Below are 11,511 nucleotides of genomic sequence, written 5' to 3'. Positions count from 1 at the left end.
AGCTCGTGCCGCCGATCGCGGCGCCCTGGATGTTGTCCAGACCGCTCGCGATGTCGCGCGGGCCGATGCCGCCTGGCGCGAAGCCGCGCACCAACGTCGGCCCCATCATGAAGTTGTTGATGAGGTCGAGCGGCTGGGACCCGAACCCGTTGATCTGGCCCCCCTGCAGGTGGAGGATGCCGGTGAAGTCCTCGGTGATCGGGTGATACCAGCGCGCGTCCAACGTCTCGCGGATGAAGTCGGACTGGCCGCCGACGCCGGCGAAGTCCTGCTTGTACGTCGCATACCAGCCGCTGGTCGGGTTTTTGCGGTTGTCGAGCGTGTTGTAGCTCATCGCAAAGCCGACCAGCGACGTCAGGATCGCGCCCTGGGCCGCAGCCTGCTTGATTTCCACCGGCGCCTCGCCGTTGGTCAAGCAGTTGATGAACGGGGTCGGGGTGACGGCGTAGAACGTTCCGCCGATGATCCACGGCGAGTTCGGCCCGTAACAGTCGTCATAGGGCTGCGACGTGGTGTTCGGGATTGTGATCTTCGACTGGTAAAGCGCGTAGTTCGGCTGGAACGTCAGGTCGTCCGTGATCGGGATGCCGAGCCGCAGCGTGGCGCCGGTCGTCCAGTTCTGGTAGAGCGCGTACTGGTTCTGCAACTGGACCTGGTGATAGACGTCGAACCCCGCCGCCAGGCGCTGACCCAGGAAGTAGGGCTCGGTGAACGAGGCCTTCCAGCCTTGGCTGTACTGACCGTCGGACACGCTCAGGCGGACGTACTGGCCGCGGCCGAGGAAGTTGGTCTCGGTGTAAGCCAACTCGGCCATGATGCCCTGCGTCGTCGAATAGCCGCCGCTGAGGCTGATCGAACCGGTCGGCTGGTCCTCGACGTCGACGACCACGATGACGCGGTCCGGCGACGAGCCCGGCCGGTTCGAGATATGAACCTTCTTGAAGTAGCCGAGGCCGTTGAGACGGCGCTCCGCCCGTTCGATCAGCGCGTGGTTGTAGGGGTCGCCTTCGCCGATGTCGAACTCGCGGCGGATGACGTAGTCGCGCGTCCGGGTGTTGCCGGTGATGTCGATGCGCTCGATGTAGACCTTCGGACCGTTGTCGACCGAATAGTTCAGAGCAATGGTGTGGTTATTGGCGTCGCGTTCGCCGTGCGGCCGGACTTCCGAGAAGGCGTAGCCCTGGGTCGCCACGGCTCGGGTCATGGCGTCGACCGTCTTGTCGACCCCACCGGCGTCGTAGACGTCACCCGCATGCAGCGTCGAATACGGCAGTAGCGCCGGCCCGTTCACCTGGGCGATGTGCGAGTCCACCGACACGCCGGAGACTCGATACTGCGGCCCCTCATCAACCGTGATGGTGACGATGTAGCCGGGCGGGTTCGCCTGGTAGGCCACGTCCGTGTTGGTGATGCGGAAGTCGGCGTAGCCGTTCTTCATGTAGTAGCGGCGGATCGCCTCCTCGTCGGAAGCGAGACGGTCCGGATCGTAGACGTCGGTGCTCTTGATCCACGACAGGAAATTCATCGTGCTGGTCTGCATCAGATTGTGCAGACGGTAGGACGACACCGCGTTGTTTCCGACGAACCGGATCTCGCGAATACCGGTCTTTTCGCCTTCGTTGATGGTGAAGACGAGGTCGACGCGGCCGTTCGGCAACTGGACGAGCCGCTTGGTGACCAGGGCCTCGTTGCGTCCGTATTTCTTATAGGCCTCCTTGATGCGGCCGATGTCGCCTTCGGCTGTCGTCTCGTTGTAGGCTTGGCCGGGCTTGGTTTGCACCTCGACTTCGAGCTGGTCCTTGGTGATCTTGCTGTTGCCCTCGAAGGCGACGCGATTGACGATCTGCTTGCCGACGTTGAGCGACACGATGATCCGCCCGTCGACGACCTTGGCGCTGACGGACGAATAGATTCCTGTCGCTTTCAGATCGTCCACGCCGCGCTGCACGGAAGCGGGATCGGTCCCGGTGAAATAGGGCTTCAGGCTCTCGGCGGACACTCCGGAGCCGCCCTCGACGACGATCTGCTGCGCGAAAGCCGGAGAAGCCGGGATGATTCCGCTGAAGGCGATTACGATCGCCAGAACCAGAGCGCCGAAGAAGCCGCGAATCCAATTCATATCGCCCAAGTCCCTCTTCGCGCCGAGGCGACCATGGCCGTCCACGCCGCTCCAGCTCACCACATAACCTTTCGCGATCGCGGTTCGGTCCGCGACGCTTCGCTCGCGAGGCTCGGCGCACAAAGCCACGCGCGTTCCCCCGCGCGAGGACGAGGAAACGCCACGATTAACGGCCTTTTACCGATTTCGGTCACTCCTGCAAACCTCTATTCCGCGAGTCTTTACCATTTCGCGAAGGCGTTGCCGGAAGGACACGGAAAGATGGTCGACTAATCGTTAATTGCCGTTCGAGACAAGGCGAAGAATGTCGTGCGATGTGGTGAACACCACCAATAGCGCAACCAGCACGATGCCGATTTTCAGGCCGATTTCCTGCATGCGCTGGCTCAGCGGCCGTCCCAGCGCCGCCTCGAAGGCATAGAACACCAGATGTCCGCCGTCGAGCAGCGGAATCGGCAAGAGGTTCATGAAGCCCACCGACACCGAGAACCAGGCGGCGAGGCTGAACAACTCCCAAACATTGATCTTGGCCATTTCTCCGGCCATCTGCGCAGCGCCGATCAGGCCCGAAACCTGGTCGGTCGACTCGCGCCCGGCGAAGATGCCGACGACGTAGGCCGTCGTCGCCTTGACGATGAACCACTCCTGCGACGCGCCCCAGGCGGCGCAGACCGGCAGGCTGCAACGCTCGATCTTCACGTCGTTCGGATTGGCCGAGGACGCGAGGCCCAGATGACCCATGCGGCGCTTACCGAACACCCCCTGATCGACGACGCTGACCCGCGGCGTCGCGGTCAGCTCGACGTCGCGTCCGTCCCGCTCAACCACGAAGGTCATGGGCAGGCCGGTGCTCATGAGCGTGGCTTCCTGCAGCGCCTCGAAGCTGCCGATCGGATCACCGTCCACCGACTTGACCAGGTCGCCGGCCGCAAATCCCGCCGCGGCCGCTGGAGAGTTCGACTCCACCCGGCCGATGCGCGCCATGTGCTCGACCCGCCCGAAGGACACAAAGATCCCGGTAAAGATCACGAATGCGAGGATGAAATTGGCGACCGGCCCGGCCAGCACGATGGCGGCGCGATTCTGGACCGGCTGGGCGGTCAGGGTCCGAGACGAATCGACGGAGAGATCGAGCGTCCCTACGTCGACGCTCGCCGGATTGGCGTCGCCGTGGAACTTGACATAGCCCCCAAGCGGCAGCGCCCCGATCCGCCAGCGGGTGCCGCGGGAGTCGATCCTCGCAAACAACTCCGGACCGAAGCCGATGGAGAAGGCGTCGATTTTCACGCCGCACCACCGGCCGACGAGATAGTGCCCGAGCTCGTGGATGAACACGATCGCGCTGAGGATGACAATGAACGGAAGGACGTACCATCCCAGCCAGACAAGGAGGTCCGAAACCGTATGCAGCAACGCCATCACCGTCTCCGCGCGCTCAAACGGCGCGCCTTCGCCGGCGGATACCGGTCGACCTTGGCCAAAGTGTTACCGGACGCCGGCCGTCAGGCCAAGAGACTCCGGGTTCGCTCGCCGGCGATATGGTGTATCGCGAGCGCCTGCGCAACGCTTCCCGGCGTCATGAGCTCTCCGGCCGCCTCCATCATCGAGACGGCGCGCTCGACGAGGCGCGCGATGTCGCCGAAGCCGATCCGTCGATCAAGGAAGGCGGCGACCGCGATCTCGTTGGCGGCGTTGAGCGCCGTCGGCGCGCCTCGGCCGGCGCGCAACGCGTCGATGGCAAGCCCGAGGGCGGGAAAACGTCCGAGATCCGCCCGCTCGAAGGTCAGCCGGCCGAGCGCAGCGAGGTCCGGCGGAGAAACGCCGGAGGCGATGCGTTCGGGATAGGCCAGGCAATGGGCGATCGGCGTCCGCATGTCGGGCGAGGCCATGCCGGCGATCAGCGAGCCGTCCGCGAAGGCGATCATCCCGTGGACGATCGACTGCGGATGGACCACCACGTCGAGCCGATCCGGCGGCAGGCCGAACAGGAAATGCGCCTCGATCAGTTCCAGCCCCTTGTTCATCAGGCCGGCCGAGTCGATCGTCACCTTCGGCCCCATGACCCAGTTCGGATGGGCCAGCGCCTGTTCGCGGGTGGCGGCGGCGATGCGATCGGCGCTCCAGTCGCGGAACGGGCCGCCCGACGCGGTGATCGTCATCATCGCAATGGTGTCCGGATCACGCGACCCGATCGCCTGGAAGAGCGCGTTATGCTCGGAGTCCATCGGCAGAAGGACCGTCCCCGCGCGCGCCGCTGTCGCCATCACGACCGAGCCGGCGCAGACGAGCGTCTCCTTATTGGCGAGCGCGACCGTGCGCCCGGCCGCGACGGCTGCGAAGGTCGGCTCGAGGCCCGCCGCGCCGACGATCGCCGAGACCACGAGGTCGGCCTCGCGCAGCGCCGCCTCGCAGACCGCTTCCGGACCGGCCGCAGCTTCGACGCCGGATCCGGCGAGACCCGACTTCAGGTCGGCGTAGGAGGCCGGATCGGCGACGGCCGCGAATTCGGCCTTCAGTTCGATGGCCCGGCGCGCCAGCGCCGCTCCGTCCCGGCCGCCTGCGACCGAGACGACGGAGAATTTGCCCGGCGCGGCCGCGATGACTTGGGCGCAGGAGCCTCCGATCGACCCGGTGGCGCCGAGGATCGTGAGCCGCCGAAGCGGCGCCGGCGCCGCGCCGCTCGGGACGCGCGCGGACGCGCGGTCAGCTTGTTTGATCGCGCTCACCATTGGAACAGCCCGCTCGCGATGAAGGAGCCGCGGGAATTCGCGGCGGCGACGAGAGCGGCGAAGGTCGAGGCGGCGATGAAGGCGTCGAGCCGGTCCATCAGACCGCCGTGACCGGGAATGAGACGGCTCGAATCCTTCACCCCGAACCGCCGCTTGACGCCGGATTCGAACAGGTCGCCGAGTTCCGACACGATCGCGGCGGCAAGGCCAAGCGCAAACATCGGACCGATCCGGATCGCGCCCGGCGCGAGTACGAGGCCGACGACCAGCCCGAGCGCCGCTCCCACCAGCGCCCCGGCGAGCGCGCCAGACCATGTCTTGCCCGGAGAGACGCTCGGCCACAGCTTCGGTCCGCCGATTCCGCGCCCAGCGAAATAAGCCGCCACATCGGCGCCCCAGACGATGGCGAACAGCCAGAGGATCGCGGCCAGCCCGTAGCTTGGGCTCGCCTGCAGGAGGCCGAGGCTGACCACGAGCGCGCCGGCGTAAAGCGCCCCCGCCGCCGTCCAGACCCTTCTCTCGGGCGCGGCGACGAAGCCGACCGCCGCGGCCGTCGCGGCGAGCGCGAGGACGGCGAAAAGGGGCCGGTTGTGCAAGGCGAGGAGCGCTGCGGCGGCGAGCAGCAGCGCGCCGACGGAGACGCGCACGAACAGCCGGTCGGCCTCGACGATCCGTTGCCACTCCCACAGCACGACGACAGAGGCGATCCACCAGAAGGCGACGAAGACGATCCCGCCGATCCACGCGACAGCAAGCGCGACGAGCCCCATCACGACCGCGGCGGCGACGCGCGGCCACAGGTCGGGCCCGATGCGGGAGCCTCTTGCCTGCGCCCGTCGGGCGTCTGTCTCGTCCGGGTCCGCGCTCATCCCGCGCGCGCTCACGAGGCGGTCATGACCGCGGTCGGCTTGATGACCGCCCCGAACCGCCGCTCCCGCGCGGCGTACTGCTCGAGCGCCGCCACGAAGGCCGCTTCGTCGAAATCGGGCCAGAGAATCGGCATGAAGACGAGCTCGGCGTAGGCGGCCTGCCAGAGCAGGAAGTTCGACAGCCGCATTTCGCCGGAAGTGCGGATGATGAGGTCCGGATCGGGAATGTCCGCCGTATCGAGTCGCGAGGCGAACGACTCCTCGTCGATCGAGTCGGGATCGATCCGCCCGTCGCGGGCCTCCATGGCGAGCCGCCTAGCGGCTGCGACGATCTCGTGGCGCGCCCCGTAGTTGAAGGCGACGATCAGGCTCAGGCCGCGGTTTTCGCGCGTGATCGCCTCCGCCTCCTCGAGCAGCACGCGGATGTCCGGCGCCAGGCTTTCGCGCTCGCCGATGACGCGCACGCGCACCGCATTCTTGTGCAGGTCGGCGAGGTCGTTGCGGATGAACCGCTTCAGGAGGCCCATCAGCACCGCCACCTCGTCCGGCGGCCGGCGCCAGTTCTCGGACGAGAAGCTGTAGATGGTCAGGTAGCGCACGTCATGCTCGATCGCCGAGCGCACCGCGCGACGCAGGGCTTCGACGCCGCGCCTGTGGCCTTCGAAACGCGGCAGACCGCGCGCCTTCGCCCATCGCCCGTTGCCGTCCATGATGATGGCGACGTGAATGGGCGTCTGATCGGAGCGCGGGCCGTCTGTGGAGCGGGCGGGAGACATGCAAGGGTCCTCAAAAAGCAGGCGCATCGCCTAGACCTGCATGATCTCCTTTTCCTTCGCCGCAAGCGAGCCGTCGATCTCCTTGATGGCGAGATCGGTCGCCTTCTGCACCTCGGTCTCGTGCTTGCTCTCGTCATCCTCGCTGATCGCATGCTCCTTGAGCAGCTTCTTGAGAACGTCGATGCCGTCGCGCCGGATGTGACGCACCGCGACGCGCGCGTCCTCGGCGTACTTGTGGGCGATCTTGACCATTTCCTTGCGACGCTGCTCGTTCAGCTCGGGAATGCGGATGCGCAGCGTCGTGCCTTCGACTGTCGGGCTGAGGCCGAGATTGGAGTCGCGGATCGCCTTGTCGACTGCATGCACCATGCTCTTGTCCCAGACAGAGACGGCGAGCGCGCGAGGCTCGGGAACGGTGATGGTCGCGACCTGGTTGAGCGGCATCCGCTGGCCGTACGCTTCGACATTGACGGGCTCGAGCAGGCTTGCGCTCGCGCGGCCGGTTCTCAGGCCTCCGAGTTCGTGCTTGAGCGCGGCGTGCGCGGCCTGCATGCGCCGTTTGAGATCCTCGAGATCGAATTTGGGCAGTTGCGCCATGATGGTCCTACACGATGTTCCTTCGAGGCCGCTCGCTTGCAAACGCGGACAAGGGTGGCCCGGCCGCCTTCTTTCCGGACGGCCGTCGGCCTCCTTAGCATAGCTTTCCGGCTGTGACAGCGGAGAATGTCGCGGCCGGCTAGCCGACCGGCGCCTTCTCGAGCTTGGCCGCTTCCGCCATCACCGCAAGCGCCGCCTGGCCGTCCGGCTGGATCAATCCTGCCGACATGATGAGCTTGGCCGCCTCATCGGCGTTGATCGGCAGTTCGATCACATCGTCGGCCGCAATGTAAAAGAAAAAGCCGGTCGTCGGATTGGGCGTGCAGGGCATGAACACCGACAACATCGGCCTGTCGCCGGGCAGAACGCCCGAGACGACGGGACCCGGGTCGGACGACAAGAAGACGATCGACCAGCTTCCCTTGATCGGGAACTCGACCAGACCGACCTTGCGGAACTGCGAGCCCGACTGGCTGAACACGGTCTCGAACACCTGCTTGAGGCCTTTATAGACCCCTCGCACGACGGGCGTCCGGTCGAGCAGCGACTCGCTGTATCCGACCATCGTGCGGCCGATGATGTTCGCCGTCAGGAAGCCGAGCAGCGTCAGTCCTGCGGCGCTGATGAGGACGCCCATGCCGGGGACGTGGAACGGCAGATAGGCGTCGGGCGACAGGCTCTGCGGAACCCACGGCCGCACCCAACCGTCGATGGTGTCGATCACGAACCAGGCGATATAGGCCGTCACCGCGACCGGGCCGAAAACGACGAGGCCGGTGAAGAACCACGATCTCAGGCGATGCCCGAACGAGCGGTGAAGCGGGGCTGACGGGGGTTCGGTCGACATCGGGGGCGCGCGCGGTTGCGGCGCAAAATGGCCGTTCCCCGTGGCGAATGCAAGGCGCCCGGGCGAACGCTTCGGATGGCGAGCGCCCCCGCTCTACTCGTATTCGTCGCCGTGTTCATAGTCCTCGCAGGATCGCCCGAAGGCGTCGAGCGCGTCCTGCAGGTAGTCGGGGAGCAGGGCCATGCCGAGCAGGTACTTCCAGGTCGGCCCTTCGCGGCGTTCGTTGGCCGCGACGACCGCGCTCTTCCAGTCGTCGGCCTCGAAGTCGCCGCGGCCGATCCAGGCCAGCGCGACCAGGGCCGCGGATTCGTCGACGTCGAGGTCGCGGATGAACTCGACGAGTTCGCGCCGGATCGAGTTGTTGGCGTCGGTGAGCACGATTCGCTCGTCGTCGTCGGTCGGATTGGACGCATCCGGCGCCATGCCGACGTCCTCGCTGAGGAGCTCGCGCGATTTTTCGATGACGAAACACACCTTCGCCGGATTGATCTCCGGCATGGGGCGCTCGCTCGTGTCGATTCTCCGCATTGCCGCCCTCTCCTTCCGCCGCATTCATGGCGCCGCCACGCGGCGCATGACTTGCGGCAGGTCAACTTTCATTCAAGAAATCAGTTAAGCGCGGGAATCCCCGCTGACAAGAGCGGAGAAATGGGCCGTTCCAGTCGCCACGCGTCGCGCCCAATCTCAAGAACGGCCGACTCTGAAACAGCGGCGCCGCCCTACTCCACCGTCACCGATTTCGCCAGATTGCGCGGCTGGTCCGCGTCTTTGCCCATGATCACCGCGGTGTGGTAGGCGAGCATCTGGACCGGGACGGCGTAGACGATCGGCGCGAAATTCGGGCCGACATCGGGCATCGCCAGAAAATGCTCGATCTCGACCGCCGCCTCCTCGGCCGCGTGGCGCTCGCCGATGAGGATGAGCCGCCCGCCGCGCGCGGCGACTTCCTGCATGTTCGACACCGTCTTCTCGAACACGGAATCGTGCGGAGCGATGACGACGACCGGCATATCCTCGTCGATCAGCGCGATCGGCCCGTGCTTCAGCTCGCCCGCCGCGTAGCCCTCGGCATGGATGTAGCTCAGTTCCTTGAGCTTCAGCGCGCCTTCCAGCGCCACGGGATACGAGGTGCCCCGCCCCAGATAGAGCACGTCGCGGGCGTGGGCGATCGCACGGGCGAGCTTCTCGGCGGCCGGCTCGAGCTTTAACGCCTCGGCGAGAAGGCCGGGCGAAGCGACGAGCTCGGCGAGAAGTTCCGCCTCGTCCGCCTCGTCGATCACCCCCCGCGCCCGTCCGAGCCCAATGGCGAGCGCCGCCATAGTCGCCAGCTGGCAGGTAAAGGCCTTGGTCGACGCGACGCCGATTTCGGGTCCGGCCAAGGTCGGGGCGGCCACGTCCGTCAGGCGCGCGATGCTGGAATCGGGCACGTTGACGACGCCGATCGTCTTCGAGCCGTGCTCCTTGACATATCTCAGCGACGCCAGCGAGTCGGCGGTTTCGCCCGACTGGGAGATGACGATCGTCAGGCCATTCCGGTCGACGGGCGCATCGCGATAGCGGTATTCGGAGGCGACATCGATCTCGACCGGCAGCCGGGCGAAGCGCTCGATCCAGTACTTGCCGACGAGCCCGGCCATGTAGGCGGTGCCGCAGCCGATGATCGTGACCCGGGCGAGCGACTTCGGGTCGGCCGGCCAGTCGAAAGGCTTCAGCCGCATCGCGGCCATGTCGACGTAATGGGCGAGCGTATGCCCGACGACCTCGGGCTGCTCGTGGATCTCCTTGGCCATGAAGTGGCGATAGTTGCCCTTCTCGGCGAGCAGGCTGCCGGCGGAACGCTGGATGCGCCGCTGCACGACCTTGCCGGAAGCGTCGCGGACCTCGGCGCCCGCACGCGTCACCACGACCCAGTCGCCCTCTTCGAGATAGGCCACCCGGTCGGTGAAGGGCGCCAGCGCCAGCGCGTCCGAGCCGAGATACATCTCGCCTTCGCCGTAGCCGATCGCGAGCGGCGCGCCCTGTCGCGCGCCGATCAAAAGGTTGTCCTGGCCTTCGAAAATATAGACGAGCGCGAAAGCGCCGCGCATCCGCTTCAGCGCCGCGAACACCGCCTCTGGCGGCGTCTTGCCGGACGCGAGCTCGTCCTCGACCACCAAGGCGGCGATCTCGGAATCGGTCTCGGTGGCGAAGCCGTAGCCCTTGGCCCCGAGTTCTTCCCGCAGAGCCTTGAAGTTCTCGATGATGCCGTTGTGGACGACCGCGAGCCCGCTCGCGGCGTGCGGGTGGGCGTTCGACTCGGTCGGCTTGCCGTGCGTCGCCCACCGCGTGTGGCCGATGCCGATCGCGCCGTACAGCGGGGCTGCGACGAGCTTCGCCGCGAGGTTCCTGAGCTTGCCCTCGACGCGCCGACGCTCGAGCTTTCCGTTCTCGAGAGTCGCAATGCCTGCCGAGTCGTATCCGCGATATTCGAGCCGCTTCAGCGCATCAACGATCGAATCCGCGACCGGCCCGGTCCCCAGAACGCCAACGATTCCACACATCCCCGTGACCCCCGTCTTTGTATTTCGCGCACGCAAAGCAAGCGTTAGACCACCGTCCCGCGCGGTCACAAGTCACTTTCGGTGAAGGAATGCGAACTCCGTCTCGCCGCCCGACCCGGCGATTGCGGCCTGCCGCGCCTTACGCTACGACTGAAGTGGTTTTTCGGGGCTTGGCCGGAAGGAAATCAGGCTCGGTGGCGGGAAACGGCAAGCGAGAGCGTCGGACGCGCCGGGCAAGGCCCGGCGTCGCGCCGTTCCGTTCGCCGCTGACGGCCGTCGTCGCGGCGCTGGCGCTCCTCTTCCAGCTCGCCGTAATTCCCTTTCACCAGGCCCTCTCCGCATCGGCTCCGTCCGACATCGCTTCGATTGCGTCGGACCTGAAGGCGACCTTCGGCGATGCGGCCGCGCTCTGCGTCCAGACCGACGACAAGGGCGCTCCCGTCGCCCCGGCCGGCGATTGCGACGATCATTGCCCGCTCTGCCATTTTTCCGCGCAGGCCGGCGCGCTCGTCGGGCCCGACCTCCCGGCCCTGCCGGAGCGGCTCGACGCGGCCTGCCTCACGCTCGGCGCGGCGCCGGAGGCCGGCGCCGTTCCCGCCTGCCCGACCCGTCAGAACCGCGCCCGCGCGCCGCCCTTCTCCGTCTGAGAGCGTCATCGTACGGCCGCGCCTGCTCCTGAGCGGGCGACGGCCGCCCGTCCTCAGACCCAAGGGTTCCGTTCATGCCACCCCCAGTTACACGCGCCATCGCCGGCGCGATCGCCGCCACAGCCGCGCTGTGGCTCACGCCCGCCTTTCCGCACGCCGTCTGCGGCGCTCGAATCTTCCCGGCCACGATCGCCATCGACGATCCAGGCGTTCTCGACGAGCTCACGCTGCCGACCGTCAGCTGGGTTCCCTACAATTCCGACGGCGCCCACGAGTGGGACTCGAGCTTCAGCTGGACCAAGACGATCACTCCGGGCCTCAGCGTGGTGATCAACGACGGCGCCACCTGGGAACACCCCGGAGGCTACGGCTGGGACGCGCTCAACA

10 protein-coding genes and 1 pseudogene are annotated in these 11,511 nt (G+C 66.7%); 2 read left to right on the top strand and 9 right to left on the bottom strand.

Features of this window, described 5'->3' with window-relative positions:
* The 9 genes from bamA to glmS form a co-directional block, all read right to left on the bottom strand.
* Window positions 1-2,119, bottom strand: a 2,119-nt coding sequence (gene bamA, locus ACLP25_RS26945; RefSeq protein WP_442472180.1) for an outer membrane protein assembly factor BamA, incomplete at its 3' end; no start/stop codon positions are given.
* A gap of 276 nt (window positions 2,120-2,395) precedes the next feature.
* Window positions 2,396-3,538, bottom strand: coding sequence for a M50 family metallopeptidase (locus tag ACLP25_RS26940; RefSeq protein ID WP_442472179.1), 1,143 nt, complete (start codon window positions 3,536-3,538; stop codon window positions 2,396-2,398).
* Between the two features lie 83 nt (window positions 3,539-3,621).
* Window positions 3,622-4,848: a 1-deoxy-D-xylulose-5-phosphate reductoisomerase gene (dxr, locus tag ACLP25_RS26935; protein WP_442472178.1), complete on the bottom strand. Its 1,227-nt coding sequence runs from the start codon at window positions 4,846-4,848 to the stop codon at window positions 3,622-3,624.
* On the bottom strand, window positions 4,842-5,717 hold the full coding sequence (locus ACLP25_RS26930; RefSeq protein ID WP_442472177.1) for a phosphatidate cytidylyltransferase: 876 nt from the start codon (window positions 5,715-5,717) through the stop codon (window positions 4,842-4,844). The genes dxr and ACLP25_RS26930 overlap by 7 nt, the downstream gene beginning before the upstream one ends.
* A gap of 11 nt (window positions 5,718-5,728) precedes the next feature.
* Window positions 5,729-6,493, bottom strand: coding sequence for an isoprenyl transferase (locus tag ACLP25_RS26925; protein WP_442472176.1), 765 nt, complete (start codon window positions 6,491-6,493; stop codon window positions 5,729-5,731).
* Window positions 6,494-6,523: 30 nt separating this feature from the next.
* Window positions 6,524-7,090 carry a ribosome recycling factor gene (gene frr / locus ACLP25_RS26920; protein ID WP_442472175.1) on the bottom strand — a complete coding sequence of 189 codons (567 nt, stop codon included), beginning with the start codon at window positions 7,088-7,090 and terminating at the stop codon, window positions 6,524-6,526.
* A 139-nt stretch (window positions 7,091-7,229) separates the two neighbouring features.
* Entirely contained in the window at window positions 7,230-7,937 is a 708-nt protein-coding gene (locus ACLP25_RS26915; protein ID WP_442472174.1) for a DUF502 domain-containing protein, read from the bottom strand.
* A 93-nt stretch (window positions 7,938-8,030) separates the two neighbouring features.
* Window positions 8,031-8,465, bottom strand: a complete 435-nt coding sequence (locus ACLP25_RS26910; RefSeq protein ID WP_442472173.1) for a DUF3775 domain-containing protein — start codon at window positions 8,463-8,465, stop codon at window positions 8,031-8,033.
* Between the two features lie 191 nt (window positions 8,466-8,656).
* On the bottom strand, window positions 8,657-10,477 hold the full coding sequence (gene glmS, locus ACLP25_RS26905) for a glutamine--fructose-6-phosphate transaminase (isomerizing) (RefSeq protein WP_442472172.1): 1,821 nt from the start codon (window positions 10,475-10,477) through the stop codon (window positions 8,657-8,659).
* Between the two features lie 194 nt (window positions 10,478-10,671).
* Between glmS and ACLP25_RS26900 the strand changes: the two genes are divergently transcribed.
* Both ACLP25_RS26900 and ACLP25_RS26895 read left to right on the top strand, forming a co-directional pair.
* Window positions 10,672-11,124 carry a hypothetical protein gene (locus ACLP25_RS26900; RefSeq protein WP_442472171.1) on the top strand — a complete coding sequence of 151 codons (453 nt, stop codon included), beginning with the start codon at window positions 10,672-10,674 and terminating at the stop codon, window positions 11,122-11,124.
* Between the two features lie 74 nt (window positions 11,125-11,198).
* Window positions 11,199-11,511: pseudogene (locus tag ACLP25_RS26895) on the top strand (hypothetical protein); the annotation flags it as partial.

Origin of the sequence: Roseiarcus sp. (assembly GCF_052145395.1) — a bacterium.
In the GTDB taxonomy this organism is placed as follows: domain Bacteria; phylum Pseudomonadota; class Alphaproteobacteria; order Rhizobiales; family Beijerinckiaceae; genus Roseiarcus.
Note: the sequence above shows the minus strand (reverse complement) of the source record. Positions and strands in the feature narration are given on the sequence as shown.

Excerpts from the sequence above, each read along its gene's own strand:
- frr (WP_442472175.1), bottom strand. The coding sequence starts at position 7,090 with ATGGCGCAACTGCCCAAATTCGATCTCGAGGATCTCAAACGGCGCATG.
- ACLP25_RS26925 (WP_442472176.1), bottom strand. The coding sequence starts at position 6,493 with ATGTCTCCCGCCCGCTCCACAGACGGCCCGCGCTCCGATCAGACGCCC.
- ACLP25_RS26940 (WP_442472179.1), bottom strand. The coding sequence starts at position 3,538 with ATGGCGTTGCTGCATACGGTTTCGGACCTCCTTGTCTGGCTGGGATGG.
- ACLP25_RS26910 (WP_442472173.1), bottom strand. The coding sequence starts at position 8,465 with ATGCGGAGAATCGACACGAGCGAGCGCCCCATGCCGGAGATCAATCCG.
- glmS (WP_442472172.1), bottom strand. The coding sequence starts at position 10,477 with ATGTGTGGAATCGTTGGCGTTCTGGGGACCGGGCCGGTCGCGGATTCG.
- dxr (WP_442472178.1), bottom strand. The coding sequence starts at position 4,848 with ATGGTGAGCGCGATCAAACAAGCTGACCGCGCGTCCGCGCGCGTCCCG.
- ACLP25_RS26915 (WP_442472174.1), bottom strand. The coding sequence starts at position 7,937 with ATGTCGACCGAACCCCCGTCAGCCCCGCTTCACCGCTCGTTCGGGCAT.
- ACLP25_RS26930 (WP_442472177.1), bottom strand. The coding sequence starts at position 5,717 with ATGAGCGCGGACCCGGACGAGACAGACGCCCGACGGGCGCAGGCAAGA.